Below are 26064 nucleotides of genomic sequence, written 5' to 3'. Positions count from 1 at the left end.
AATCCTAATTTATCAATTATTTTTGTTGAAAATGAATTAATAAAAAATTAAAACAAATAATGAAGTTGATCTATTTTTGTGATACAATCGAACTGTATAAATGAAAGGGGTTACATCATGGAAAATCTAATGAATAACAAAATTGGTTTAATTACAGCAGCAGGAAGTGGCATTGGGCGTGCGAGTGCGCTCACTTTTGCGAAATACGGAGCGAAAGTTGTCGTTTCTGATGTTTCAGAAGAAGCAGGACAAGAAACCGTTCGTTTAATCAAAGAAAAAGGCGGCGAAGCTTTGTTTGTTCCGTGCAATGTAGCAGATGAAGAACAAGTAAAAGCACTTGTTGACAAAACAGTTGAACTTTATGGACGTTTAGACTTTGCGCACAATAACGCTGGAATTAGTGGAGCGACAACGCCGATTACGGAAGTAGCTAAAGCAGATTGGGAAAAAACTTACGCAGTAAATGTTGAAGGGATGTTCTTCAGCTTAAAATATGAAATGCTCGCTATGGAAAAAACAGGCGGTGGGGCAATCGTAAATACAGCGTCTTCATCAGGCGCAATTGGCGTGCACGGTTTATCCGCATATTCGTCTTCAAAATGGGCTGTAAATGGCTTAACTAAAACCGCAGCACTAGAAGGCGGGAAAAAAGGGATTCGGGTTAACTCGATTTTACCGGGCATGACACGTACACCAGCGATTGACAAATGGATGGCAGAAGTTCCAGAACAAGCTGCCGCAGTGGAAGCATCAATCCCAATCGGTCGCATTGGTGAGCCAGAAGATCAAGCAAAAGCAGCCCTATTCTTATGTTCTGATTTAGCTAGCTACGTAACAGGTGTTAACTTACCTGTTGAAGGCGGACAACTATCCGAATAAAAACTTACAAAAACTCAGGTGGATATCCACCTGAGTTTTTTTGTGAGCAACAATCCAATATTCCTCTTTTAAAAAATTCGTTTTTGGGCTCTCCTTTTGCCAATTTAACGGTATCTTTAAATCTAATGTGTCTTATTATGTAAAAATTTTCCAGAGGATAAGGTTATAGATTGAATCTTAAGCGGAATTTACATACAATAGGAAACGAAACTTGGGAAAAGGGGAAAAAAAATGAAAAAAAGATTTCAGTTAGTGATACTGATTGGACTGATTCTGATTATTGGATTCGTCTTAAAGCAATGGTCATCAATCATTCTTTATGGTGCAGGGATTTTTGTTGAACTTTGCGGAATGATTATCGCAATTCGATTGCTTTTCTTTGATAGGCGTGTAACGTCATCAAAAATTGCTTGGATCGCGGCGATCTTTATTTTACCTGTGTTTGGCGTGATTATTTATTGGTTCTTTGGGAGAAATCCACAAAATCGTGTTTTTCAACATCATCAAATCGAGGAAATGAACCGAATTACAGATACGATTCATGGCTTAGAACCTTATACCAATGGTCAAAAGGCACCGCGGCTATCGAAAAGGATTGAGCATCTCACACAGATTCAGCCCGTTAATGGCAATGCGCTGACGTTGCTCACAAATGGGGATGAAACCTTTCCGGCTTTGCTTGAAGCGATGCGTGAAGCAAAAGATCATATCCATATCCAGTATTATATTTACCGGTCTGATGAAATCGGACATGAAATTCGTGATCTTTTAATTGAACGGGCACAAGCAGGCGTAGAAGTGAAATTCATGTATGATGCTTGGGGATCTGCCACACTTTCCGACCACTTTTTAGCGCCTATGCGAAAAGCTGGTATTAAAATTCATGCTTTTGATCCACTTGGCTCGATCTGGATTGCACGCACGGCTAATCTTAGAAATCACCGCAAAATGGTCGTGATCGATGGACAAATTGGCTTCACAGGTGGCTTGAATGTGGGAGAAGAATACCGAAGTAATACGAAAGAATTCGTGGTTTGGCGAGATACTCACATTAAAATTGAAGGGCCTGCCGTTATGGAACTTCAGGAATCATTTTTAGTGGACTGGGTGTACATGGAGAATAAGGCTGATTCTGCTAAACCATTTGTGGATGAAGCAGGGCTTGCAAGGTATTTTTCACCTGAACCAAAAGGCGATAACTGGGCACAGGTCATTTATGGTGGACCTTATGACAAAGAAAAATGGGTTCGTGATGCGATGCTTGATTTGATGGATTCAGCAAAGGAATCGGTTTGGATCACTTCCCCTTATTTTGTACCCGATGAAGAAGCGCTAGCTGTCATTCGACGTGTTTCGATGAGTGGAATTGATGTTAGAATCATTTTACCGGGAAAAGGTGACCGTGGGATTTCTTTTTATGGCAGTAATGGTAACATTGAAACAATGATCGAAGCAGGAGCAAAAGTCTATGCGTACCGGGATGATTCTTTTATCCATGCCAAACAGTTACTGGTTGACGGGGAGCGTGGGGCAGTTGGCACGGCGAACTTTGATGTGAGAAGCTTTCGCTTGAATCATGAACTGATGGTCTTTTTATATGACCGCGATGATGCCATTGTCAAGATGCAGCAAGATTTTGAGCAGGATTTTGCAGAAAGTCATTTGTATACGATGGCTGATATGGATAAAAAATCTACGTTTACAAAAATGAAGGAAAACTTATCTAGTTTACTTTCACCAATTTTATGAGTCATAGACGGAAATTCTGAAGCATGTTATAATTAACCTAACGTTAATTAGTTTTGGGGGATTGTATAAAATGATTCGAAAAGCAACACCAGCAGATGCTGAACAAATTGCTCCATTATTGTTTACCATTTGGAAGGATATGGAGCTCCCCATTCTTGAGGCTGATTCAGAACAAGCGATTTTAGCTGCGCTTCAAGATGGGATTACGATTGAAGGTTACCGCTATGGTTATAATCGAATGCATGTTTTTGAAGAAAATGGTGAGATCGCAGGCGTTGTAGCAGGCTATCCTGGAGAAGTAGAGCCGATTATCGATGAGCCTTGGCAAGCAATCGCAAAACGGCACAAGTTGAACTATACGTTTCCTGTGTTCACTGAAAAAGAGACTTTTCCCGGTGAATGGTATCTGGACTCGATTGTGACGGATCCTCGTTTTCGTGGAAAGGGAATTGGGACACAATTACTTGAAGCATTGCCGGAAATTGCGCGAGCTGAAGGTGAAAGGCTGATCGGTCTTAGCTGTGATAAGGCAAATCCGAAAGCCAAAAAACTTTATCAGCGTCAAGGTTTTGCCGCTACTTCTGAAATAGTTTTAAGCGGGCATTTATACGACCATATGCAAAAAAGAATTTAAGAGCAGGAACCGCGGTTTAATCGCCTCGGTTCTTTTTTTTAATTTTCCTTTTGCAAAAAACTGAAAATTCCCCTTTTTTATTCATCATAAATATGCTAATATATAAAAAACACTGAAAATTAGGATTATAAAATCTATTAAGATTTTTTCGAACAGCCATTTCGCGTGTGACTAACCAAAAGAAAGGGAGTTTTGTATGAGAAAGAAGGGTATTTGGCTTATTTCGTGCATCATGATTATCAGCTTTGTTTTAGCCGCATGCGGAGGAAACAGTGAATCAGGTTCGAAAAATGGCTCAAGTGGAAATGGAAAGAAGGTCGTGAATTTGATGGAATCCGCTGAGATTCCTTCAATGGATTCTAAAAAAGGTACAGATGGTGTTAGTTTTACGGCTATTAACCAAGTTTTTGAAGGGCTTTATTATTTGGATCAAAAAGACCAAGTGACACCTGGTGTTGCGGCAGGAGAACCGGAAGTAAATAAAGATCAAACTGTCTACACGATGAAGCTTCGTGATGATGCGAAGTGGAGCGATGGTAGCCCCGTTACGGCCAATGATTTTGTCTATGCTTGGCAAACTATCGTTAATCCTGAAACGGCTGCAGAGTATGCAAGCATTTTTGATGGTGTAGTGAAAAATGCGAAAGACATTATTGAAGGAAAGAAAAAACCTGAAGATTTAGGTGTAAGAGCAAAGGATGACAAAACGCTTGAAGTCACTCTTGAGCAACCGACGCCTTATTTCCTTTCACTACTTACTTTCCCAACGTTTTACCCACAAAAACAAGAATATGTGGAAAAACAAGGGAAAGATTATGCGAAAGACAGTGAACATATGATTTATAACGGTGCATTTGTCATGAAAAATTGGACGAACACAAGCAAAGAGTGGACATTCGAAAAAAATGATAAATATTGGAACAAAAAACAAACGAAAGTTGATCAAATTGATGTGCAAGTGGTAAAAGAACCTGGGGCAGCAGTCAATCTTTATAATACTGGAAAACTAGATCGTGCGATGTTAACGGGCGATTATGCCAAGCAAAAGAAAAATGACAAGGATTATAAAACCGAATTAGAAGCTTTCGTTTATTATTTGAAATTTAATCAAAAGTTAGATGGAAAAGATACGCTATTTGCTAATCTAAATGCACGCCAAGCGTTTGCACTCACGCTAGATCGTGACCAGCTCGTGGATACGGTTCTTGGAAATGGCTCGAAATCTGCTGAAGGTTACGTGCCAGAGAAATTCACATTTAATCCAGAAACCAAAGAAGATTTCCGAAAAGAAAGTGGTAAACTAGTTAAAACGGATGCAGAGCAAGCTAAAAAATATTGGGAAACCGCGAAAAAGGAACTAGGAATCGACAAAATTACAGTTGAACTTCTTGTTGATGACCAAGATTTTAATAAGAAATCTGGTGAGTTTATCCAAAATGCTTTGCAATCGAATTTGGATGGCTTAACGGTGAAGATTAAAACGGTTCCGTATAAATCACGTCTAAAACTTGATGAAGATAAAGATTATACATTGGAGCTGACGCGCTGGGGACCAGACTATCAAGATCCGATCACATTCCTTGCTACACAAATTACAAATAACAACTATAACCGAGCCAATTATTCGAATGCAGAATATGATAAGCTTTTAAATGAAGCTTCAACGTCACTTGCAACGAAACCAGAAGAAAGATGGCAAACGATGATTGACGCAGAGAAACTTTTGATTGATGATGCTGGAATTGCTCCGCTTTATCAAAATGGGACAGCGGCACTTCAAAAATCAAATCTAACTGGGGTGGTTCACCACTTGTTTGGTGCTCCTTATAGTTATAAATGGATGGAATTGAAATAAGAAATGAACTTGCTAGTCAATCTGACTAGCAAGTTTTTTGGTTGAAATGGAAAATTTTTAATGGCGTAGGTAAGCGTTTTGTGATAGGATTTGTTGTGATAGAGTTTGAGAGGAGCCTTGGGAAATGGGATATAAGACGTTACTTTTTGATGTGGATGATACGTTGCTTGATTTTAAAGCAGCTGAGGATAGTGCTTTAAAGCGTTTGTTTCAAAGTGAAAAAGTTGAAGCAAACCAGGAGCTTTTAATGATGTATAAAGATGTAAATGCGGGATTATGGCGCCAATTTGAGCGTGGAGAAATTGCTCGTGAAGAAGTTTTGAATACGCGTTTTAAGCGTGTGTTTGCTGAATTTAATAAGCAAGTTGATGGGTTAGCGATGGAAAGCCGTTACCGCGAGTTTCTAGAGGATGGGCATCAGTTGATTGATGGTGCAAAGCCGTTAATTGAAAGCTTGTACCGAGAATTCGATTTGTATATTGTGACAAATGGAGTATCGAAGACGCAATACAGACGCTTGAAGGATTCAGGGATGGATCAGTATTTTCGTGGGATTTTTGTCTCGGAAGATACGGGTTTTCAAAAGCCGATGCCTGAGTTTTTTAAATACTGTTTTGAACGGATTCCAGCTTTTTCTTTGCAAGAAAGCTTGATTATTGGGGATTCGCTTAGCTCGGATATTCGCGGGGCAAACTTAGTGGGAATTGATAGTTGCTGGTTTAATCCACATAAGATTGTGAATAACTCCGAGAATAAACCGACGTTTGAAATTGAAACATTGGAACAGCTCCCAAAGATTGTTGTGGGCTAAATTATGAAAGGAAGACGAATTCTTGTTTTATGGCTCGTATTGGTTGTTTTTTTAGCTGGATGTGCCAGTGTAACGAATACGGTGAAGGTGAATCGTGATCGTTCGGCCGAGCTTACTTTTGATATAAAATTATCGAATTTTGCTGGCCTTTTTTCTGAACGTGTCAGCGAAGACATTCAAGCAAAATTGGAAAAACAAGGCTTTTCAATTCAAAAAAAGTCATATACACATTTTCTAGTTCGAAAAAAAGTGGAAAAAATGGATGAAAAAGCTATTTCGAAGAAGGAACTTGCAAAATATGGCATCAAAATTCAGGAAAAGCGCGGTTTCTTCATGAATCGTTACCAGGTGGAAGCAAATCTTGATGTGCCGAAACTGATCGGGGATTTTGGGGGCAGCGATCTGGCTATTCCAGAGAAATTGCTTGCGCAGATTGATTATACGTTTGTGCTCGATTTACCGATATCGCATGTTCGTGATAGCAATGCGGATCAAGCGGATGGTGGAAAGCTGACTTGGAAGGTACCGCTTGATCAGAAAAATAAATTGTTTGTGGAAGTCGGTATTCCAAATGTGCTACATATCGCGATTCTTGCGGGAATTCTCGTTTTATTACTTGTAGGGATTATTTTTATGGTTATTCGTAAGCAGCGAAAGAAACGGAAAAGTTTGTCCGAGTGAGGGCAAGCTTTTTTTGTGGATTTAAGAAATATTTAAGAATTCGTTTATTGGCAGTTTAGAACTCTCTCCTATAATAAAATTATCAAAGAAAGAGGAGCTGAAAACAATGAAGAAAAAATTAATGGTAGCAGTTTTAGGAGCAGGACTGATTATTTCAGGATGCGGAATGGGAGCAGCAAACGGGGAGCAAGTACAGGCGGAAGCTTCTAAGGAGAAAAGTCATGTTAATCAAACCACCGGGGATCGGAAAAATCAAATTCTAGCAAGTACTAACTGGCAAGGAACAAAAGTTTATGACAAGAATGGAAAAGATTTAACGAAAGAAAATCAGGAACTCATGAGTTTTGCAAAATATGATAAAAAGAATGGGCGTTATGAATTTTTTGATCAAAAAACGGGAGAAAGCCGCGGCGATTCAGGAACTTATTTCATAACGAATGATGGAACAAAACGAATTTTGATTTCAGAAACGAAAAACTATCAAGCGGTTGTGGATATTACGAAACTGACGAAACAAAAATTTACTTATAAACGAATGGGCAAAGATGAAGGGGGAAACCCAGTAGAAGTTTATGTGGATCATATTCCTTATCATGAGCAAAAATTGAGCTTTACAAAGCCACTTGAAAAGCTTTCTGCGCAAACCGGGAAAATTGTGAGAAATGAGTCGGGTGCTAAGCTGTTAGGAGAAACTTTATGGAACGGCACAAAAGTAGTTGACGCAGATGGGAAAGATGTGACAAAATATAATCAAAATTTTATTAGTTTAGCGAAGTTTGATGCGGAAACGAATAAATATGAATTCTTCGATTTAAATACAGGTGTAACGCGAGGCGATTTTGGTTACTTTGATGTGCTTCGCCATAATAAAATTCGTGCTCATGCTTCCATTGGAACGAATAAATACGGGGCTGTTCTTGAAATCACTGAACTCAATAATGAACGCTTTACGTATAAGCGAGAAGGAAAAAATGCAGCTGGAGAAATGGTTTCAGTATTTGTCGAACATGAGCCTTATCAAGGCGAGTTTAACCCAGCCTTTACATTTTGATGAAGATGAAAAGAAGAAAAGGTTCTGCCTTTTCTTCTTTTTCTAGGAGGAGTTTTGGATGCGAACGCGATTTTTAGTGACTTTTTTAGGTAGTTTATTTGTTTCGTTAGCGGCTATTTTTGCAGTTTTTATGCTGGTATTTTATGCGATCAATGGAGAAATTGCGACGCCAGCTAAATTTTATAAAATGATGACGCAGCAAAAAACGATTTCTAAAAATGAACAAGAAGCGTTGATTGCTTTCCGGGGCATCGCGCAGCGTGATCCGAATGCTCTTTTGTCTCCTGAAATTGAAACAGAAATTAAGAAATATGAACGGGAAAATCTCGATATTGTGATTCGGAAGGACGATGAAATTGTTTATTATTCGAAAGGGCTCGTTTTAAAATCGCTTAAAGTGCATGCGCCCACTTTTGATACAGATAATATTTTTACGCAAGGAACGATTGATAATAAAGGGAATTTGTTTCGCTATTTGAAATTCGACTTTCACTTTAAAGACCAAGAAAACGGCAGTGTTATGATTTTAAAACAAGAAAATAGTCTTTCCGAGTTCTTGCAAAAGTGGGGGTTTTTATTTAGTGCGATGATACTGATCGTAGCCTTTTTATTGATTCTTTGGCTCAATCGCTCGCTTAGACAGACGATCATTAATCCTTTACAAGAACTGAGTCGCAAAGTCCAGCAATTAAAAAGTGGCAAGCTCGATGAAAAACTCGAAATTTCAAACAAGGCAAAAGGTGAAGTAGCAGACCTCGCGAAGGAATTTGAAGAGTTGCGTAGTGCTTTAAATACGGCTAATCAAGAAAATCGCAAGTATGAGGAAAATCGGAAGGAGCTTTTATCGAACATTTCGCATGATTTAAAGACGCCGATTACTTCGATTATGGGCTACGTGGAAGGACTTAGAGATGGAGTCGCACGAACTCCGGAAAAGCAAGCGAGTTACTTGAATATGATTCACAGCCAAGCCCAACGTATGAATTACTTGATCGATGATTTATTTACGTTTTCAAAACTGGATTTGCACAAGCTGCCTTTTGACTTTGAAGTGGCTAATTTGCGTAAATTTCTAGTTCATTTTGCGGATGAATATCGGCTGGATTTGGAAGAGCGAGGGATAGAGCTCATCGCGGATGTGGATGCACTTGGGGCGGCGCTTGTCCGGTTTGATGAACAAAAAATTCGACGGGTGTTAGATAACTTGTTGCAAAATAGTAGTAAATATTTACAGCAAGATAAGCGCATCACTTTATCTGCTAAGATCGAAGGAAATGCTGCTTGGATTACTGTTCAAGATCACGGGAGTGGGATTCCGAAGGATAACCTTGCTTTGATTTTTGAACGGTTTTACCGCGTGGAAGGTTCTCGTAATCGGGATACAGGAGGAAGCGGACTTGGACTTGCGATCTCAAGACAAATCATTTTAGAACATGGCGGGGAAATTTGGGCGGAAAGTGAACCTGGAGAATTTACAAGCATTATTTTTACGTTGAAGCTGGAAGAGGGAGAATAGAGATGGAGCGAATTTTAATTGTTGAAGACGATCAACCGATTGCTGAACTAGAACGGGATTATTTGGAACTTAGTGGCTATGCTGTTGAGATGGCAACGGACGGAAAGGCAGGGCTTGAACTTGGCTTAACAGGGCAATACGATTTGATTTTATTAGATGTGATGCTGCCTGAATTATCAGGACTCGAGGTTTGTGAACAGTTACGCGCTAAAATGGATCAACCGATTTTGATGGTTTCCGCGAAAAAGGAAGATATTGATAAAATCCGTGCACTTGGGCTCGGAGCGGATGATTATATTAGTAAGCCTTTTAGTCCGAGTGAACTTGTGGCGCGCGTCAAGGCGCATCTTTCGCGCTTCAAGCGCTTAACTCACATTGAAGCGGGCGAAAAGAATCAAGCCCACTTTATTTCCGCGCATCATATTCGGCTCGATACGCTCGCACACAAAGTGTTCGTACTCGATCAAGAAGTTATTTTCACGACCAAAGAATTTGATCTTTTAAAGTTTTTTATCGAGCACCCGAATCAAGTTTTTAGTAAGGACGATTTATTTGAGTTGATTTGGGGAATGGAGGCACTGAGTGATACGTCGACGGTTGTGGTGCATGTACGGCGATTGCGCGAGAAAATTGAGTTTGACTCCAACAAACCACGACTAATCGAAACGGTTTGGGGAACGGGTTATCGTTTTAATGGTGAGTGATTTTTGTGAGCGGATGATTTGAAATCCATTTTGAGGGGTATAAAATAAAGTCGTAAAGAATAGGAAGGTGAAGAGAATGAGTATAACAGAAACAGTTGAACTCGCGAACGGCGTGAAAATGCCTCGCCTTGGTTTTGGTGTTTGGAAAGTGGATGATAAGGAAGTGGTTGATCCCGTCAAATGGGCGCTTCAAGCCGGATACCGGGCTATTGATACAGCGAAGGCTTACGGAAACGAGGCTGGCGTTGGTCAAGCAATCAAGGAGTCAGGATTGAAACGTGAAGATCTTTTCCTAACAAGTAAACTTTGGAATGCAGATCAAGGTTACGACGCAACAATCGAAGCCTTTGAAGCAAGCCTTAAACGCCTTGGAACCGACTACCTCGATCTTTATTTGATTCACTGGCCAGTTGCTGGTAAATTTAAAGATACTTGGCGCGCTTTTGAACAGCTTTATCAAGATGGAAAAATTCGCGCGATTGGGGTTTGTAATTTCCAAGAACACCATTTGAAGGAACTCATTGCGGATGCTGATATTGTGCCAATGGTGAACCAAATTGAACTTCATCCACATTTGACACAAGAGCCGCTAAGAAAATTCTGCCGTGATCATAAAATTGTGGTAGAAGCTTGGTCGCCGCTAGGAAATGGTCAAATGTTAAGCGACCCTGAACTGAAAAAAATTGCGGATAAATACGGAAAATCAGTTGCCCAAGTCATTATTAAATGGGATCTGCAAAATGGAATTGTGACGATTCCTAAATCGGTTCATAAGGAACGGATTGAAGAAAACGCGGATGTGTTTGACTTTAAACTTTCAGACGAAGATTTGCTCGCGATTTCAGCGATGAATAAAGATGAAAGAACGGGTCCCGATCCGGACAATTTTAATTTCTAATGAATTTGTAAATCCTGCACAGACACGTCTGTGCAGGATTTTTTATTGCAATCGTGAAAATTGCTTTTCAAAATGAGAATAGTTATCATTGAAGGGTAGTGATTTTACAATCCAAGAAGGAGGAAGCAACATGGATTTTGAACTTTCAAAGGAACTTACTGCGCTCAAAAAAGAAGTACGCGCTTTTGCGGAAGAAAAAATTCGTCCTATGGCGGATCAGCTAGATAAAGAAGCTCGTTTCCCGCGCGAATTGTTTGCAGAAATGGGAAAACGAGGCTATCTTGGGCTACCTTTTTCTGAAGAATACGGCGGTAAAGGCATGGGCACGCTTGCTTATATGACGGCTGCAGAAGAAATTGCCCGCGTAAGTTTAGGTGTGGCACTAAGCTATGTCGCAACAATTTCCATCGGGACGGAGCCTATTGCAAGATACGGCTCGCCTGAACAAAAAGAGAAATTTTTACGACCACTTGCAGAAGGCCGTGAACTGGCTGCGTTTGGACTGACGGAAAAAACGGCAGGTTCTGATGCGAAAGGAATCGAGATGACGGCTGAAAAAGTAGGCGATGATTATATTTTAAATGGAACGAAACAATGGATCACGAATGCGAATTATGCTTCTATCATTACAGTTGCAGCGATTACAGGCTATAAACCTTCTGGAGAAAAAATAATTTCAGCGATAATTGTCCCGATGGATACAGCAGGTATTACGGTGACAAGTCCCTATGATAAAATGGGTGCGCGATCGTCTGATACAGGTGAAATTACATTTAAAAACGTGCGCGTTCCAAAAGAAAATTTATTGGGACAAGAAACGGACGGATTGAAGCAGCTGCTTAATGTGCTGAATGGCGGCCGTATTTCGATTGCAGCGATTTCGGTTGGTCTTGCGCAAGACGCGTTCGATAAGGCACTTCGCCATTCCGGGGAACGCGTTCAGTTTGATGGGCCGATCAGGCAATTCGAGTCCGTTCAATTTAAACTTGCGGATATGCTAACAGAGACGGAAGCGGCGAGATTACTCGTTCAAAGGGCGAGCCTTTTAAAAGATTCTGGTGAGACTTACATCAAGGAAGCGGCAATGGCAAAAGTCTTTGCTTCAGAAACGGCTACGAAAAATGCCAATCGGGCGATGCAAATTCTGGGCGGAACAGGTTATATGCGACCTGCACAAGTAGAACGCTTGATCCGGGATGCGAAAATCCTTGAAATTGGGGAAGGCACTTCGGAAATTCAGCGCCTTGTAATTGCAAGACAACTATTTAAGGAAGAAGGAGAGAACAAATAATGGAAGAAATTCGTGCGGTCATTACAGGAACGCTTCATCAATTTAAAAAACATGCAGGAGATGAAGTTGAAAAAGGAGAAGTCTTGGCAGAAATTGAATCCATGAAGATGCTGATTCCTGTTGAAGCTCCAAATACGGGGAAAATTGTCGAATGGTCAGTGACAGAAGGCGAGTTTGTAAATGAAAATGATACGATCGGGATGCTTGATTAAATGGCGCTAGTCAACTTGGAATACTTAGAAAATGAAGTAGCCGTTTTAACGCTCAATCGTCCTGAAAAAGCCAATGCCTTTTCAAACGCCATGCTCACGGATTTTAAGGAAGCTATCCAAACCTTAAAACCAGTTCGCGCGCTCCTTATTGCTGGTAGCGGCGGCCGTGTCTTCTCGGCTGGGGCAGATTTATCGGAACGAGCTGGTTTAAGCGAAGATGAGGTTTGGCCTGCGGTAGAACGAATTCGCTCGGTATGCGCGCAAGTGGAGGCGTTAAAGTGTCCAACGATTGCCGTTTTAAATGGTGCTGCTTTTGGAGGCGGACTTGAACTCGCGCTCGCTTGTGATTTTAGAATCGCAGAACGAGGCGTGAAACTTGGACTTACGGAAACAAGTCTTGGCATTATTCCGGGTTCTTTTGGAACGGTGCGACTGACGAAGCTTGTAGGAAAAAGCAAGGCGATGGAACTGATTCTACTGGCGAAGCGAATCCAAGCGGAAGAAGCTCTAGAAATTGGGCTCGTGAATCAAATAGCAGAAGATGCGCTCCATGCGTCGCTAAATTGGGCGGAGCAGCTGGCAAAGAATGCGCCCATCGCAGTTCAAATCGCCAAGGAAGTAATCAGCGGAGCAAGCGAGTTGCCTGAGAAGGACGCTTTCTTGCTCGAAAAAGAAGGCTATTTAAAGACGATTCCGACGGCGGATAGACGTGAGGGGCTCGAGGCCTTTCGAGAGAAGCGGGAAGCCAAATTTCAAGGGAGGTAGGAGTAAGTGGATTTGAATGAACGAATAGACAAGATTAAAGCGGGCGGTAAAGCCAAGTATCATCAAGCGAATCGCGAAAAAGGCAAACTTTTTGTTCGTGAGCGGATTCAGCTGTTGCTCGATACGGATAGTGTTTTTCAAGAAGACGGCTTATTTGCAGAAAGTGAAGCGGAAGATCTTCCAGCAGACGGAGTCGTGACGGGGCTTGGCTTTGTGAATGGTCGAAAAGTGGCTGTAATTGCCAATGATTCTACGGTGAAAGCCGGTTCATGGGGAATAAAAACCGTAGAAAAAATAATTCGAATGCAAGAAACGGCAGGAAAGCTCGGACTTCCATTATTTTACTTGGTGGATTCCGCAGGGGCGCGTATAACTGATCAAGTCGCAATGTTCCCGGGACGGCGCGGAGCTGGCCGAATTTTTTACAATCAAGTGCAGCTTGCTGGAAAGGTACCTCAAATTTGTTTGCTTTTTGGTCCATCCGCAGCAGGTGGGGCTTACATACCAGCTTTCTGTGATATCGTCGTCATGGTGGAAGGAAACGCGTCAATGTACCTTGGCTCGCCTCGAATGGCGGAAAAAGTGATCGGTGAAAAGGTGACGCTTGAAGAAATGGGTGGCGCACGAATGCACTGCACGGTATCCGGATGCGGAGATGTGCTTGCGAAATCTGAGGATGAAGCCCTTCGATTTGCAAGGCGCTATTTGTCGGTTTTAGATGAGGCACAGGGTGAAGCTCCGGAACTTCCAAATGGCAAGGATCTAGGTTCGCTCATTCCTGAAAATCCGAATGCACCGCTCAATATGTATCAAGTGATTGAAACGCTTGTCGATGCGGATAGTTTTCTTGAAATTAAAGAGCTGTTTGCGAAGGAACTGATTACAGGTTTTGCTCGGCTAAACGGAAAATCAATTGGGATCGTGGCGAATCAGCCAATCATAAAAGGTGGCGTGCTTTTCCCTGATTCGGCGGATAAAGCAACGAAATTCATCCAGATTTGTAATGCTTACCGGATTCCACTTTTATTTTTAGCGGATGTACCTGGATTCATGATCGGTTCACAAGTTGAAAAAGCAGGAATTATCCGTCACGGAGCAAAAATGATTGCAGCGGTCAGTGAAGTAACAGTTCCGATGATTTCTGTAATTGTGCGCAAAGCTTATGGGGCTGGTCTTTATGCCATGGCAGGTCCAGCTTTCGAACCGGATGTGGTGCTTGCACTTCCTTCGGCTGAAGTGGCCGTTATGGGGCCAGATGCAGCTGTTAATGCGGTTTATGCACGTAAAATTGCCGAGCTAAGTGAAGCGGAGCGTGCCGCCTTTATTGCGGAAAAAACGGCGGAATATCAAGCGGAAATCAATATTTATCAAGAAGCTTCGGAACTCATCGTAGACGCGATTATCGCGCCAGAAAAATTGCGTCAGGAGCTTGAGACGCGTTTTACATTTTATGAGGATAAGCAAAAGACCGAAGAAACGCACAAAATTTATCCAATGTAGGTAGGTGGAACAAATGCTAGAGGGCTTTTATAAGAAAACGAAAGCGGAGAGACTAGATGCGATTCAAGAGCTGTGCGGGTTATCCCAAGAAGAGCGCGCTGTTTTTGAACAAGCTGGCTCGCTCTCGTTTAAAACGGCCGATCACATGGTGGAAAACTTGCTCGGCATCTACGGGGTGCCGCTTGGATTAGGGTTAAATATGCGAATGAACGGTCGGGATTATCTTGTTCCAATGGCGACGGAAGAGCCTTCTGTGATTGCGGCGCAAAGTGGAGCAGGGAAATTAATTCGGCAAGCTGGTGGAATAAAGGCCGAGTCAAGTTCACGTGAAATGACCGGGCAAATTGAATTATCGGGGATTCAAAATGTCGAGAAAAGTCGGGCTGCCATTTTGGCGCAGAAAACAGAGTTGCTCGTTCTTGCCAATAGCGCTTATCCTTCTCTACAAAAACGAGGTGGCGGTGCTACTGATTTGACTGTGCGAGTGGTAGAAACGGTGCGTGAGACGCTTCTCGTTGTGCATATAGCGGTTGTGACGCTTGAAGCAATGGGCGCGAATATGATTAACACGATGGCAGAAGCACTGGCACCAAAACTGGAAGAGCTCTCCGGTGGAACGGCAGAAATGCGGATTTTAACAAATTTGGTCGATCAAGCAACGGCGACGGCTCAATGTGTTATTCCAGCTGACTTGCTTGCAGGAAAAGGGTTTAACGGGGAAGAAGTTCGTGATCGGATCGTTCGCGCTTACGAATTTGCGGCGGCTGACATTTACCGGGCGACGACGCATAATAAGGGCATTATGAACGGTGTGGATGCGGTTGTTTTAGCTTTTGGAAATGATACGCGAGCCGTTGAAGCGGCGGCGCATGCTTATGCGGCGCGGACGGGAAGGTATCAACCGATGAGCAGCTGGTCGGTTTCTGAGGTGGGTGAACTAGTTGGTGAACTTACGCTTCCGATGCCTGTTGCAACGGTTGGCGGTTCAATTGGGATTGTTCCGCTAGCGTCTCTGTCGAAAAAAATTTCAGGCGTGAAATCGGCGAGCGAGTTAGCTCAGTTGATCGTTTCAGTTGGGCTTGCGCAAAATTTTGCTGCCCTAAGAGCACTTGTGACGGAAGGGATTCAGCGTGGGCATTTGTCACTTCAAGCAAAGTCAACGGCAATGGCAGCTGGCGCTGAAGGAGAAGAAGTGGGGCAAGTAGCGAAAGCTTTGCTCGAAAGGCAAAGTGTCAGTCTCTCAACGGCTACTGAAATTTTACAAGAGATTCGTGATTTATCTTCTCGATAAATGATTTTGATTGTAAGAACTAAAAAATGTCTAAAAAAGGCTATAAATTCATAAATTATTCACAAGTTTGTCACAGACTTCTTTTTGAAAATAGGATATGATTAAGTAAAGTATTGCAAGGTTCCCTAAGGTGTTTAGAACTCTCTTTTCTACAACCACATCCTTGCAGTACTTTTTTTGTTGTTTGAAGTAATAGGATGTGTTACTATGAAAAGAAAAGTCTGACTTTTAGCAATGTTTGAACGGCTAGGTTTTTAGGCTTTAGAGGGGGAACTGCAAATGGAGATGGCTTTTAAACTAAAAATTGATGAACAGCTGAGTTTGGTTCAACCAAGCTTTTCGATGGCAACGGAAGTTTTTAAAGTGCTTGATAAAGACCGTGAACATTTGCGGGAGTTTTTGGATTTTGTGGATAATACAAAAAGTCCAGAAGACGAAAAAGGCTATATTAAGTTGAAACTAGATGGCTACCTTAAAGAAACTGATCGGTTGTTCTTTATTGCATTTGATGATGAAATAATCGGTTCAATTGATTTGCATTTTATGAGTTTAAGTGATGAGACTGCAGAAATCGGTTACTGGATGAGTTCTGCTCATTGTGGAAAAAATATCGCAACCAAAGCTGTACGAGCTGTTTGTGAGCTAGCATTTGCTGAAATGGGTCTTAATCGTTTGACAATTGTAGCTGATGTAACTAATTTAGCGAGCAATCGAGTAGCAGAAAAAAGTGGCTTCCGAAAGGAAGGAACACTTAAACAAGCTAAGAAGCTTTATGATGAATTTACAGATTTAAATACCTATGCACTTTTAAAATCGGAATTTATACAAATCTAATGAAGCGATTATGCTAAGAAGTCCTTACATTGTAAGGACTTCTTTATTTTTGACAAATTTGTTAACTAATTAAATAAAATTAACTTTAGTTTGTAGATTATCTATCTAGATGAGGAAGGTGATGATATAATTGCTGTAGTAAAGAGAATCACTTTAGAGAGGAGATGAATGTAAGCGCAATCAACGAAAGGCATTCTAAATTTAGTCGTGAGTTTTTTTACCAAGAAGATATGGGAATAAATCAAAGAGAGGGGCATTATGCCATGACATCTGAAAAAGAGGGAAGAGCCAACCAATCATTTTTTCTACTACTTCTTTTATTTATTGGCTATACGTGTGTTTATGTGGACAAATATACGATTGGCATTTCATTAGTTACTGTATCTAAGGATCTTGGTTTTGATCCAAGTGAAAAAGGGATTATTTTAGGTGCCTTTTTCCTTGGTTACACGATCATGCAAATTCCAATGGGTTACTTAAGTAATAAATTTGGTTCCAAAGCTGTCCTTGTATTTTCACTCGTTGGTGTCGGTTTGTTTTTAATGATTTTTGGATTTGGCTTTTCATTGCTATTTTTAGTCATTATTCGCTTTTTGACCGGTGCGCTCGCTCACGCTGGATACCCACCTTCTGTGAGTGGCTTTATTGCGACGAATGTCCCAGCTGAGAAAAAAGGATTTGCCCAAACAATTATGATTTCATCATCGGGTTTTGCGATGTTTATCGGACCATTACTTGTAGCGCCACTTTTAACAGCGGTTGGTTGGCGCAATACTTATTATATAATGGGAGGAATCGTCATTTTAATTGGCCTTTCGCTTTTAATATTGCCTAAGCAAACTAAAAAAATGCCAAGTGAAACAGAGGCTGCTAAGCATAACCTTTCGTTTCTCGAAATTATTAAAGATCCAGTGATTTGGGTCTTGATTGTCGCGGCGTTTCTCATGAATGCCTCAGTTTACGGTTTAACAAGCTGGCTTGCATCTTATTTAAGTGAAGCGCGCGGGCTCCCGATTGATCAAGTCGGTTATGTAAGTTCTGTAACGGGCATTTTCATTTTACTTGCAGGCGTGTTAGGCGGTTACTTAATCGGGCGTTTTTTCAGGGGAGAAGAGAAACAAATCATTGTCTTGTCTGGTTTAATCGGAGCATTTTGTATTTATGGTGTATTTATGATGCAAAGCTTGCTTGCGTCAATCGTTATGCTTTGCATCGCGAACATGCTTTGTATTATTGCTTTTTCAACGCTTATGAGTTTACCGCATCAGTTGTTTCATCCTGATGAAGTATCGACTAAATATGCGACGATCAATGCAGGAGGTGTTTTTGGCGGTTTCTTTGCGCCAACGATTATCGGAGCACTTGTACAAAAAACAGCATCTTATCAAGCGGCTTTTCTATTTTTAGCAGGAACGTTTCTTTTTGGAGGACTTGCGGTTTTAATGATTAAGGGAAGAAAAAATAAACAAAAACAACTTTTGTAAAGGAGAATGTTAGTATGTGTACTGGAATTAGTGTGTTTTCAAAGCAAGGAAATCCATTTTGGGGAAGAACGCAAGAATTTGATATGGATTTAGATTATCAGGGATTGATCATGCCTGCTGAAGCTCGAGTTAAAGCTTCTCTCAGCGAATATGTAACTAAACATTCGTTTGTAGGTGTTTCGATTAAAGGAGCTGATATGGTTGTTGATGGCGTGAATGATGCAGGACTTGCAGGAGGTTCATTTTATTTTGGCAATGTGAATCGTTATGTGCCTAAAAGTGAAATCGAAGCCGCAGGGAAGCTCCCGCTTGCAGGCGAGGAATTTGTAACTTGGGCGCTTGCCAATTGTAAAGATGTGGAAGAAGTACGTGAAAAAGCCTTGAAAGAAGTGGCGATTTCCTCAGATGGGGGAATGCTTGGAACCTCGCTCCCGCAACACTATGTTTTTCAAGATCTATCTGGAAAGTCGCTTGTTGTCGAGCCGTCGATTCCTGGAAGCTTTGAAATTTATGAGAACCTCGTCGGAACCTTCACAAACAGCCCTAAATTTGATTGGCACGTTACAAATCTTGAAAACTACGTAGGAATGAGTCAGGAAATTGCTCCAGCGCGAAAAATTGGACAAGCAAACATCTTTTCTTCAGGAAAGGGGAATGGGCTTTATGGCATTCCAGGAGACTTCACGCCGCATTCTCGCTTTGTACGCGCGACTTTCTTAAACCAGTTTTCAGACCCTGTAGAAGACGAAAAAGCGATTGAATTAATTTTCCATGTTCTTGATAGCTTTGACATTCCAAAAGGTGTTGTCGTGACGGGTGACGACCATAAAGTCCAGTTTACACAATATACTTCCGCTTATGATTTAAAGGAAAAAGCTTTGTATGTCCATTTATATGATAATCGTCAAATACAAATGTTATCGCTTGAAAAAGTAACAGAACCAACCAGATTTCAAATCGTAGCTGAGCAACAGCTTTCTAAAATGAAGCCTCTTCAATAAAAGAAGCGAACCGACTAGAAGAATTTTTCTTCTGGTCGATTCGCTTTTTTAGTTAATTTTTCTTTTTCAATTCTTGCTTTAAATTTTTCTGCAAAGGTTGCTTCTTGAAATAGTATTTGGGATCTGTTTTTGGATAATGAACTGGAAGAGGTTCTTTCATAAAACTGTTTAAAGATTTATCAATTTGAACCCATCCACGCCAGCTTAAGTGAATTGGATCTTCTAGGAAGTAAGACGAATCGGAGTACTCTTCAAGTGAAAGGTATTTAAATCCATTTTTCTTCACTTGAGCTTCTGATTTTTCATAGTACTTGTGGAGCGCATCCGGATCCATTCCAATAAAATCAGTCCATTCACGATTGATAGGCGGATTCACAAATAATACATCAGCATGCACTTTTTTAAGAGCATCCATCACAAGTTGTAAGTCATCATATTCTGGAGATTCTACGTAGCTTAAATCCTTCCGACTATCTTTTAATTTCTCTTCAATCGGTTTGATTTTTTTGTTGTAATAGTGATTTTTTACGTGAAAATCATTGTTATCCGTTTGCTTTTCACCAAGTGATTTTGCAAACTCATCCAATTCTTCAAAATTAGGCTTATCCGGTAATTGCTTTACTTCTTTATCAATTTTCTCTTGCCTAGATCCAGTGACAAATTTAGATTGTAATTCATCTTTGCGTTTTAAAACGCGATATTGAATTTCCCCAGCACGCTTTGTAAGAAACGGACTGTGTGGTTTGTTTGGACCAATCGTTGCGATGTTTTCAAGAAGTTTTGATAGAGTAGTGTCGTTTTGAACTACTTTGAAACTTAGCAATCTGCGAGCGGCATAGCGGCGTTCAGGTGTTTCTTTTTCATCTTGTAGTGCAAAAGTATAGGCTTGAATCGGTGAAAAAGTAGCACCAAAGTGATTATCATCAACACCTTTTGGTTGGAACCATTGTGGCGATAAGATGAAAACCACTTTCTTATTTTTTAGTTCCTTTTCTAGCATGTTAATATCCAAGTAATGATAGAGCGACTGAGTGCCTGGTCGGCCGATTAAAAAGGGCGTGTAGCCAGTTTTATATTTCTTAGCAAAAACACTTGGATGAAGCGGATCTATTCGCGAAAGTTCCGAGGAGCCGAAAATTGGCAAATAGTTATCAGATTCAAAAGCGGTACGCTGAATCTTTTCTCCACCAACAACGGCGGGGCTCATAGAAGTAGCCCCGTCGCTAACAGCTTGCTCGGAGACGCCGCCAAAAATGGCGCTTGGTCCAAATAAAATGAATAGGAAGATAAAACCTGCCACTAAAATCGGCCCAAAAATCATCCAAAGCTTTTTTTTCATCCTTTTAATGCCTCAAGCTGTTTGATGATCATTTCAGGAGTTGCCCAATCGTCGCGATCAAATTCAGAAACAGGTACTGTAATGTCAAGGTTATTTTCAATTTCAACAAGCAGTTGTACAGTCGCCATGGAATCGAGCAACCCTTCTTCAAATAGTTGTACATTTGTATTTTCTTTTACTTCTTCAGATTCAGTAATTTCCTCTAAAATATCTAAAACTTCGTCACGAAAAGCCATAATTATTTCCCACCTTTAATTTAAATGATTAATTTGTCAAATATGCCTGAGAAGATCAAGAAGCCGAAACAAACGAAGTTGAAGGTAATGAACATCCCGACGACATAAGTGATTTTGTTTTTTGGATAAAACTTATATTTTTTATTGATACGTTCGAAAATATCAAAGCCAACAATCAGTAAGGCTTGATAAAGACCGTAAACAATATAATACCAATGTAAACCGTGCCAGATCCCCATTACGAAGAAATTTACGAAATAGGCAATGTAGGCAATGGTAAACTTACTTTTGAACCACTTTTTCTTCGTGAGCCAGAAAACAAGTCGCATAAAGATGAAATCTCGGAACCAGAAGGAAAGTGTCATGTGCCAGCGATTCCAGAAGTCTTTAATGTTGCGAGCAAGAAATGGCTTGTTGAAGTTCATTGGCGTATTGACGCCGAGTAAGTAAGAAACACCGACGGCAAATAGACTGTATCCGGCAAAGTCGAAAAAGAGATACATGCTATAACCGTACATGTAGCCGAACAAGCTAGAACCAAAGTCGATGTGGTGAAGCACATTGAACTCAAGCGGTCCTTTCCAGTAAGTTTCGATCAAATAAGCAATAATAAATTTGTACAAGAAACCGAGGAAGATGTGAAAAATACCTCGATTTAAAAGTCCCAAGTATTTTTCTTGGTCAACAGGTTTTGCGACATCTTTTTGGAAACGTCTGAACCGGTCAATAGGACCAGAAGAAATTGTTGGGAAAAATAGCAAGAAATTAACGAATTGAGTGGAATCATATTCTTTAATGAGTCCATCGCGAATTTCCATTACCATAGTGGTTGCTTTAAAGGTCAGATAGGAAATCCCAAGAAAACCAACTAATGTGGTTTGACTTTCAAGAAGCGGCTGAACCTTTACGACAATCAGTGGCAAAATGGATAAAATGACGGCTAAAACGAAAATTCCACCGTGATTTTTTCCTTGAACGCGCCGGTAATTAAAGTAAAACCGGACAACGATTAATTGCCAGAAAATGAAAATGATAAACGCAATGCCTTGCACCATGTTGCTTGAAAACATAAAGAAGATAAAGAGCAATGTCACAAATGCGTTATAAACGGGAAGTCTTTTCCCCATTAAGTTTGCAATCACGATTGGCGCGATAAAAAGTGCTAAGATTGCAAAGTAAAATATGGAACCGTATGGGGTTGTCATTCGTTCACCTCGTCATTTAAAACTTTGCGATCAATTTTTCCATTATTCGTTAGGGCAAGCTCATCTTTATAAATCCATTTGCGTGGAATCATGTAGCTTGGCATCTTCGCTTGAAGTTCTTCTTTGATCGCTTTAGTTAGCTTAAACGGCTTATCAAATGAATGTTCGTTCGGTACGACAAAAGCGACCAAACTATCCACTTTTCCACCCGTAATTTTAGGAATTACAACTGCTGAGCGAATATAGCTCACTTCTTTTAAGTTGTTTTCAATGTCTTCTAGCTCAATCCGGTAACCATGAAGCTTAATTTGGAAATCCAGTCGGCCGTAGAAGAATAGAAAATCATCTTGGATACTGCCACAATCGCCAGTAAAGTAAGCATTTGCTTCAGTCGTTTGTTTAAAGACCTTAGCCGTTTTTTCTGGTTCATTTAAGTAACCTTTTGACACGCTAGGTCCAACCAATACGATTTCTCCTTTTTCACCAGTTGGAACTTCTTGCTTTGTTTCTGGATCGACAATCAGGAGTTTGGTATCTGGTTTCACTTTGCCAAGTGGTAAACTTGGATAAGCATCAATAATTTCTTTCGTCACCTGAACCTCAGTCACGGCAACGGTTGCTTCCGTTGGACCATAAGTATTGAACACTTTAGAATCCGGGAAACGTTTGAGCAATTCACGTGCTGTTTCTTTTGTTAAGACTTCCCCGCAGAATATAAAGGAAGATAAAGTTTTACAAGTTTCAGCATTAAAATCTGGGCTGAGAAGTGCAATGTCCATAAAAGAAGGGGTTGAAACCCAAACATTTAAATCTAAAGTGCCGAGTGCCGCATATAGATCTTTCAAATTGGATGTAATTGTTTTGTCGACTGGAACGAGTGTCCCACCTGAAAGGAGACAAGGATATAGATCCATAACAGAAAGGTCGAATGAGAAAGGCGCTTGATTTAAGAAACGAAGTCCCTCAGAAAGCGAGAAATCTTGCAAGAGCCAATTGGAAAAGCTGACTAAGTTATTTTGGCTGATTTGAACCCCTTTAGGCATGCCCGTGCTGCCAGATGTATAGATGATATAATGGTTTGCATCGCCTTTTACAAAGTGATCGCGATCAACTTGACTACCTGCTTCGTTGTTGATCGCTTGCTCAATTTGAGCTTTTGAGACAACTTGAACGGTGCAGGAAACATCCTCAGGCAAATCTTCTACGGCAAGAACCATAGAAGGGTGAGAGGCGTGAATGATTTGCTCAATTCGTTCACTGGGCATTGAAACATCAACCGGAACATAAGCGTGTCCACTTTTTAATGAAGCCATAAAAGCGACTGGCATTAGTGAACTCATATGTCCATAAACAACGATAGGGCTATCCGTTTGTTTCAATTGTTTAAGCAAAAAAGCAGCTAGCGCATCTGACTTTTGTTTGAGTGCCAGATAGGAGAGGACCGTCCCCTGATAATCATAGCAAGGAAAGTCAGGTGTTCGTTCTGCCCATTCATCAATTCGTTCGACAATAGATGTCGCCATGGTTTGCACACTCATTTTATTCATCCTTTCTTTTTAAAATTCATTATAGATAAAGTTTGTACTGTTTGGATTTTTGAATCCATAAAACCAGAGCAGGCCAAGTAGAATAGCCAGATAGAAAATGGTTTTTAAAACAAAAATCGTTGCAGGAAGATAGAAAAAATGCTTGATTCTGTTCATGCATTCACCTCATTAATATTACTATTGTGTTACAAATATTAAGCTTTTACTCAATTAATAATGTAACTCAGGGATTTGCAAATGTCTAATTACATTTTTGTAAGGTTGAAGCGCTTACATATGGCGAAATATACATATTTAGTGATAGCAATGGATAAAGGAGTAACAAAACCCTGAAAATAAGGGGGATTATCGGTATAATAAAAGTAGAAAATCAATTTTAGCGGTCAGAAGATGTTAAAAATGTAAGGTTGGGTGAAGAAATGATAAATATGAAAAAACTTGCTGGTGAAAAAGCATGTGAAGAAATTAAAGAAGGTATGGTCGTGGGTCTTGGAACCGGATCAACAACTTTTTATGCGATTGAAGAATTAGGAAGACGAGTCAGAGCTGGACTCAAAATTCAAGCGGTTGCGACATCTAACAATACAGAAGCACTTGCAAAAGAACGAGGTATTCCACTTATTTCATTAAATGACGTTCAAGACATTGACCTCACAATTGATGGTGCAGATGAAGTAGATGAGGCACTGAATGGAATAAAAGGCGGTGGAGGGGCATTATTTCGTGAAAAAATGGTGGCACTTCATTCCAAGCGAAATTTGTGGGTGATTGATGAAACCAAGCTAGTTTCCAAACTAGGGTCTTTTCCGCTCCCTGTTGAAGTTTTGCCATTTGGCTATAAACAAGTTGAAAAGGAGCTTACGAAGCTAAACTTTCAACCTCGGCTACGAAAGGCATTAAAAAGTGAAGCTTCATTTGTAACCGATAATGGGAATTATATTTTTGATCTTTCCTTAAAAAAAATAAAAAATACCGAACAGCTGGCACAAAAACTCGACAGCATTTCCGGTATTTTGGAGCATGGGTTATTTTTGCAAGTGGCAAGTGAACTTTTGATCGGTAAAAAAGATGGGACAATCGAGAAACGTGGATTAGGGCCTTTTCGGGAAGAAGCGAAACATTAAATAAACAAGTAGCTGTAAAACAAATAAATAAAAGATAAATTCAAACTGGAAACTTGAAACATCAAGAATGCTTTTCAAAGCTTCTACGGGTTCTGTGATAAGATGAACAGTATGGAGTCGTTCGAAACGTCCGAGATAAATGCCATAGCTCGATAAAAGTAGAACGAGTGGAAGCAAAATGAACGTTCGATCTTTTTTCATGCGTTCTTTTGCAGCATTTAAGAAAAACTGAAGCGACAAGTTGCCCACAAAAAGTCCGAAGAAAATGGAAGTCGCCATGACGGAAAAGCTTTGCCAGAGAAAACTGTCTTTTTTGAGAATCCCATTGTAGTCATAAATCCGAAATTGTTTCAGATGAAAAAAGTCGGTGACGAGGTAAAAGGCATTTGGGAAAAATAATAGCCAAGCGACTGCCATGATCCAAAATACAAAGGGATTTCGTTTTTTATGATAAAGAAATACAGCGATTTCGAATGGAATATAAGCGAGTGTCACGTTTAAAAGTAGAAAATGGTAATAATCGAGAACGAAAAAAAGCAGTAGCATGAGGCACAAATAAAAAATTCGGCAGGCCCAGACGAGCTTTTTCATTTTAAGTAGCAACTCCTTTCAGGCTGTCTAATTTCTATTATACCTGTTTTTGATCGATCTTTAATAAAAATTTAAAATCTCATTTTTAGAAAGTAGTGGAGGAATAAAATGATAGCTAAAACAAAAGAAGATTTCGAAGCGTTAAAAGAAAGTGGGAGAATCGTAGCCAAGATTCGCGATGAATTAGTTCGAAAAACGCAACCCGGGATAACGACAAAAGAACTAGATGAATTAGCAGGTAAGCTTTTTGAAGAGGAAGGAGCGATTTCTGCCCCCAAAAGTGAATATGATTTTCCAGGATTCACGTGTATTAGCGTAGGACGCGAAGTTGCACATGGGATCCCTGGAAAACGAGAAATTAAAGAAGGCGATTTAGTCAATATTGATGTTTCTGGATCAAAAAATGGTTATTTCGCAGATACAGGAATTTCCTTTGTTGTAGGGGATGGAAACGAAGAACTGAAGCAACTTTGCGATGTGGCAAAAAAGGCGTTTGAAGCCGGACTTGCGAAAGCAAAGCCGGGTTCTAAAAAAAGTGGGATCGGGCGAGCTGTGTTTCAAACGGCTCGGGAACATGACTTGACGGTGATCAAAAATCTGACGGGACACGGGATTGGGCACACGATCCATGGAGCCCCGGATCACATTTTTAACTACAAGGCCGCTTGGGACGACGAATTGTTGAAAGAAGGAATGGTGATTGCGTTTGAACCTTTTATTTCAACGTTTGAAGAAGAAGTTTTTCAAGAAACGGACGGTTGGACTTATGCCACTGAAAAAAGCTACGTAGCACAAATTGAACATACCCTTATTTTGACAAAAGAAGGCCCCATTATTTTGACCAAGTAAGCCTAAAAACAAGCCAC

General features: G+C 40.5%; 26 protein-coding genes. 20 read left to right on the top strand and 6 right to left on the bottom strand.

The genetic code is table 11. The features are described 5' to 3' along the window. The first annotated feature begins 117 nt into the window (after positions 1-117). The 18 genes from UR08_RS06530 to UR08_RS06445 all read left to right on the top strand — a co-directional run bounded on the left by UR08_RS06530 (position 118) and on the right by UR08_RS06445 (position 19156). On the top strand, positions 118-879 hold the full coding sequence (locus UR08_RS06530) for an SDR family NAD(P)-dependent oxidoreductase (protein WP_115752869.1): 762 nt from the start codon (positions 118-120) through the stop codon (positions 877-879). A 231-nt stretch (positions 880-1110) separates the two neighbouring features. Then, positions 1111-2628: a cardiolipin synthase gene (cls, locus tag UR08_RS06525; protein WP_115752868.1), complete on the top strand. Its 1518-nt coding sequence runs from the start codon at positions 1111-1113 to the stop codon at positions 2626-2628. 70 nt (positions 2629-2698) lie between these two features. Next, complete coding sequence (locus UR08_RS06520) at positions 2699-3262, top strand: GNAT family N-acetyltransferase (RefSeq protein ID WP_115752867.1); 564 nt, start codon at positions 2699-2701, stop codon at positions 3260-3262. Positions 3263-3458: 196 nt separating this feature from the next. After that, positions 3459-5117 carry a peptide ABC transporter substrate-binding protein gene (locus UR08_RS06515; RefSeq protein ID WP_115752866.1) on the top strand — a complete coding sequence of 553 codons (1659 nt, stop codon included), beginning with the start codon at positions 3459-3461 and terminating at the stop codon, positions 5115-5117. Between the two features lie 124 nt (positions 5118-5241). Beyond that, positions 5242-5928 carry a YjjG family noncanonical pyrimidine nucleotidase gene (locus tag UR08_RS06510; RefSeq protein ID WP_115752865.1) on the top strand — a complete coding sequence of 229 codons (687 nt, stop codon included), beginning with the start codon at positions 5242-5244 and terminating at the stop codon, positions 5926-5928. Between the two features lie 3 nt (positions 5929-5931). After that, entirely contained in the window at positions 5932-6609 is a 678-nt protein-coding gene (locus tag UR08_RS06505) for a DUF3153 domain-containing protein (protein WP_115752864.1), read from the top strand. Positions 6610-6715: 106 nt separating this feature from the next. Continuing rightward, complete coding sequence (locus tag UR08_RS06500; protein WP_115752863.1) at positions 6716-7660, top strand: DUF4822 domain-containing protein; 945 nt, start codon at positions 6716-6718, stop codon at positions 7658-7660. Positions 7661-7718: 58 nt separating this feature from the next. Next, positions 7719-9176, top strand: coding sequence for a sensor histidine kinase (locus UR08_RS06495; protein WP_115752862.1), 1458 nt, complete (start codon positions 7719-7721; stop codon positions 9174-9176). Positions 9177-9178: 2 nt separating this feature from the next. Further along, positions 9179-9880, top strand: coding sequence for a response regulator transcription factor (locus UR08_RS06490; RefSeq protein WP_115752861.1), 702 nt, complete (start codon positions 9179-9181; stop codon positions 9878-9880). A gap of 76 nt (positions 9881-9956) precedes the next feature. Further along, positions 9957-10778, top strand: a complete 822-nt coding sequence (locus UR08_RS06485) for an aldo/keto reductase (RefSeq protein ID WP_115752860.1) — start codon at positions 9957-9959, stop codon at positions 10776-10778. A 130-nt stretch (positions 10779-10908) separates the two neighbouring features. After that, positions 10909-12069 carry an acyl-CoA dehydrogenase family protein gene (locus UR08_RS06480; RefSeq protein ID WP_115752859.1) on the top strand — a complete coding sequence of 387 codons (1161 nt, stop codon included), beginning with the start codon at positions 10909-10911 and terminating at the stop codon, positions 12067-12069. Beyond that, positions 12069-12281: an acyl-CoA carboxylase biotin carboxyl carrier protein subunit gene (locus UR08_RS06475; protein ID WP_036070617.1), complete on the top strand. Its 213-nt coding sequence runs from the start codon at positions 12069-12071 to the stop codon at positions 12279-12281. Before UR08_RS06480 ends, UR08_RS06475 begins: the two co-directional genes overlap by 1 nt. Beyond that, positions 12282-13046: an enoyl-CoA hydratase-related protein gene (locus UR08_RS06470; protein WP_115752858.1), complete on the top strand. Its 765-nt coding sequence runs from the start codon at positions 12282-12284 to the stop codon at positions 13044-13046. 6 nt (positions 13047-13052) lie between these two features. Further along, positions 13053-14546, top strand: a complete 1494-nt coding sequence (locus UR08_RS06465; RefSeq protein WP_115752857.1) for an acyl-CoA carboxylase subunit beta — start codon at positions 13053-13055, stop codon at positions 14544-14546. Between the two features lie 13 nt (positions 14547-14559). Continuing rightward, on the top strand, positions 14560-15837 hold the full coding sequence (locus UR08_RS06460) for a hydroxymethylglutaryl-CoA reductase, degradative (protein WP_115752856.1): 1278 nt from the start codon (positions 14560-14562) through the stop codon (positions 15835-15837). A gap of 279 nt (positions 15838-16116) precedes the next feature. Further along, positions 16117-16671 (top strand): GNAT family N-acetyltransferase, encoded by a 555-nt coding sequence (locus UR08_RS06455; protein ID WP_115752855.1) that lies wholly within the window; start codon positions 16117-16119, stop codon positions 16669-16671. 263 nt (positions 16672-16934) lie between these two features. Next, on the top strand, positions 16935-18155 hold the full coding sequence (locus UR08_RS06450) for an MFS transporter (protein ID WP_115752854.1): 1221 nt from the start codon (positions 16935-16937) through the stop codon (positions 18153-18155). Positions 18156-18169: 14 nt separating this feature from the next. Further along, the gene (locus UR08_RS06445; protein ID WP_115752853.1) at positions 18170-19156 is read left to right on the top strand and encodes a linear amide C-N hydrolase; all 987 of its coding nucleotides are present in this window, start codon (positions 18170-18172) and stop codon (positions 19154-19156) included. 52 nt (positions 19157-19208) lie between these two features. Here the strand turns inward: UR08_RS06445 and dltD are convergent, their stop codons facing one another. From dltD to UR08_RS06420, 5 genes are read right to left on the bottom strand one after another with little or no spacing between them, the layout of a single operon-like run. After that, the gene (dltD, locus tag UR08_RS06440) at positions 19209-20495 is read right to left on the bottom strand and encodes a D-alanyl-lipoteichoic acid biosynthesis protein DltD (protein WP_115752852.1); all 1287 of its coding nucleotides are present in this window, start codon (positions 20493-20495) and stop codon (positions 19209-19211) included. After that, positions 20492-20731 carry a D-alanine--poly(phosphoribitol) ligase subunit DltC gene (gene dltC, locus UR08_RS06435; RefSeq protein ID WP_115752851.1) on the bottom strand — a complete coding sequence of 80 codons (240 nt, stop codon included), beginning with the start codon at positions 20729-20731 and terminating at the stop codon, positions 20492-20494. Before dltC ends, dltD begins: the two co-directional genes overlap by 4 nt. Positions 20732-20751: 20 nt before the next feature. Then, entirely contained in the window at positions 20752-21936 is a 1185-nt protein-coding gene (gene dltB / locus UR08_RS06430) for a D-alanyl-lipoteichoic acid biosynthesis protein DltB (protein WP_115752850.1), read from the bottom strand. Then, positions 21933-23459 carry a D-alanine--poly(phosphoribitol) ligase subunit DltA gene (gene dltA / locus UR08_RS06425; RefSeq protein WP_115753738.1) on the bottom strand — a complete coding sequence of 509 codons (1527 nt, stop codon included), beginning with the start codon at positions 23457-23459 and terminating at the stop codon, positions 21933-21935. Before dltA ends, dltB begins: the two co-directional genes overlap by 4 nt. A gap of 33 nt (positions 23460-23492) precedes the next feature. Beyond that, positions 23493-23639 carry a teichoic acid D-Ala incorporation-associated protein DltX gene (locus tag UR08_RS06420; protein WP_115752849.1) on the bottom strand — a complete coding sequence of 49 codons (147 nt, stop codon included), beginning with the start codon at positions 23637-23639 and terminating at the stop codon, positions 23493-23495. Between the two features lie 263 nt (positions 23640-23902). Between UR08_RS06420 and rpiA the strand changes: the two genes are divergently transcribed. Next, complete coding sequence (gene rpiA / locus UR08_RS06415; protein ID WP_115752848.1) at positions 23903-24607, top strand: ribose-5-phosphate isomerase RpiA; 705 nt, start codon at positions 23903-23905, stop codon at positions 24605-24607. On the opposite strand, the gene UR08_RS06410 is transcribed toward rpiA, so the two are convergent. Next, the gene (locus UR08_RS06410) at positions 24575-25198 is read right to left on the bottom strand and encodes a DUF1361 domain-containing protein (RefSeq protein WP_115752847.1); all 624 of its coding nucleotides are present in this window, start codon (positions 25196-25198) and stop codon (positions 24575-24577) included. The genes rpiA and UR08_RS06410 overlap by 33 nt on opposite strands. Before the next feature lie 108 nt (positions 25199-25306). Between UR08_RS06410 and map the strand changes: the two genes are divergently transcribed. Next, the gene (gene map / locus UR08_RS06405; RefSeq protein WP_115752846.1) at positions 25307-26047 is read left to right on the top strand and encodes a type I methionyl aminopeptidase; all 741 of its coding nucleotides are present in this window, start codon (positions 25307-25309) and stop codon (positions 26045-26047) included. The last annotated feature ends 17 nt before the right edge of the window (positions 26048-26064 follow it).

It is taken from the genome of Listeria kieliensis (assembly GCF_003369925.1).
In the GTDB taxonomy this organism is placed as follows: Bacteria; Bacillota; Bacilli; order Lactobacillales; family Listeriaceae; genus Listeria; species Listeria kieliensis_A.
Note: the sequence above shows the minus strand (reverse complement) of the source record. Positions and strands in the feature narration are given on the sequence as shown.

What these genes read in the sequence shown, in the direction of transcription:
- UR08_RS06410 (WP_115752847.1), bottom strand. Translation starts at nt 25,198, where the DNA reads ATGAAAAAGCTCGTCTGGGCCTGCCGAATTTTTTATTTGTGCCTCATG.
- dltA (WP_115753738.1), bottom strand. Translation starts at nt 23,459, where the DNA reads ATGGCGACATCTATTGTCGAACGAATTGATGAATGGGCAGAACGAACA.
- UR08_RS06445 (WP_115752853.1), top strand. Translation starts at nt 18,170, where the DNA reads ATGTGTACTGGAATTAGTGTGTTTTCAAAGCAAGGAAATCCATTTTGG.
- UR08_RS06455 (WP_115752855.1), top strand. Translation starts at nt 16,117, where the DNA reads ATGGAGATGGCTTTTAAACTAAAAATTGATGAACAGCTGAGTTTGGTT.
- dltB (WP_115752850.1), bottom strand. Translation starts at nt 21,936, where the DNA reads ATGACAACCCCATACGGTTCCATATTTTACTTTGCAATCTTAGCACTT.
- map (WP_115752846.1), top strand. Translation starts at nt 25,307, where the DNA reads ATGATAGCTAAAACAAAAGAAGATTTCGAAGCGTTAAAAGAAAGTGGG.
- cls (WP_115752868.1), top strand. Translation starts at nt 1,111, where the DNA reads ATGAAAAAAAGATTTCAGTTAGTGATACTGATTGGACTGATTCTGATT.
- UR08_RS06495 (WP_115752862.1), top strand. Translation starts at nt 7,719, where the DNA reads ATGCGAACGCGATTTTTAGTGACTTTTTTAGGTAGTTTATTTGTTTCG.
- UR08_RS06450 (WP_115752854.1), top strand. Translation starts at nt 16,935, where the DNA reads ATGACATCTGAAAAAGAGGGAAGAGCCAACCAATCATTTTTTCTACTA.
- UR08_RS06520 (WP_115752867.1), top strand. Translation starts at nt 2,699, where the DNA reads ATGATTCGAAAAGCAACACCAGCAGATGCTGAACAAATTGCTCCATTA.
- UR08_RS06500 (WP_115752863.1), top strand. Translation starts at nt 6,716, where the DNA reads ATGAAGAAAAAATTAATGGTAGCAGTTTTAGGAGCAGGACTGATTATT.
- UR08_RS06490 (WP_115752861.1), top strand. Translation starts at nt 9,179, where the DNA reads ATGGAGCGAATTTTAATTGTTGAAGACGATCAACCGATTGCTGAACTA.
- dltD (WP_115752852.1), bottom strand. Translation starts at nt 20,495, where the DNA reads ATGAAAAAAAAGCTTTGGATGATTTTTGGGCCGATTTTAGTGGCAGGT.
- UR08_RS06470 (WP_115752858.1), top strand. Translation starts at nt 12,282, where the DNA reads ATGGCGCTAGTCAACTTGGAATACTTAGAAAATGAAGTAGCCGTTTTA.
- UR08_RS06460 (WP_115752856.1), top strand. Translation starts at nt 14,560, where the DNA reads ATGCTAGAGGGCTTTTATAAGAAAACGAAAGCGGAGAGACTAGATGCG.
- UR08_RS06420 (WP_115752849.1), bottom strand. Translation starts at nt 23,639, where the DNA reads ATGAACAGAATCAAGCATTTTTTCTATCTTCCTGCAACGATTTTTGTT.
- dltC (WP_115752851.1), bottom strand. Translation starts at nt 20,731, where the DNA reads ATGGCTTTTCGTGACGAAGTTTTAGATATTTTAGAGGAAATTACTGAA.
- UR08_RS06480 (WP_115752859.1), top strand. Translation starts at nt 10,909, where the DNA reads ATGGATTTTGAACTTTCAAAGGAACTTACTGCGCTCAAAAAAGAAGTA.
- UR08_RS06505 (WP_115752864.1), top strand. Translation starts at nt 5,932, where the DNA reads ATGAAAGGAAGACGAATTCTTGTTTTATGGCTCGTATTGGTTGTTTTT.
- UR08_RS06530 (WP_115752869.1), top strand. Translation starts at nt 118, where the DNA reads ATGGAAAATCTAATGAATAACAAAATTGGTTTAATTACAGCAGCAGGA.
- UR08_RS06510 (WP_115752865.1), top strand. Translation starts at nt 5,242, where the DNA reads ATGGGATATAAGACGTTACTTTTTGATGTGGATGATACGTTGCTTGAT.
- UR08_RS06485 (WP_115752860.1), top strand. Translation starts at nt 9,957, where the DNA reads ATGAGTATAACAGAAACAGTTGAACTCGCGAACGGCGTGAAAATGCCT.
- UR08_RS06475 (WP_036070617.1), top strand. Translation starts at nt 12,069, where the DNA reads ATGGAAGAAATTCGTGCGGTCATTACAGGAACGCTTCATCAATTTAAA.
- rpiA (WP_115752848.1), top strand. Translation starts at nt 23,903, where the DNA reads ATGATAAATATGAAAAAACTTGCTGGTGAAAAAGCATGTGAAGAAATT.
- UR08_RS06515 (WP_115752866.1), top strand. Translation starts at nt 3,459, where the DNA reads ATGAGAAAGAAGGGTATTTGGCTTATTTCGTGCATCATGATTATCAGC.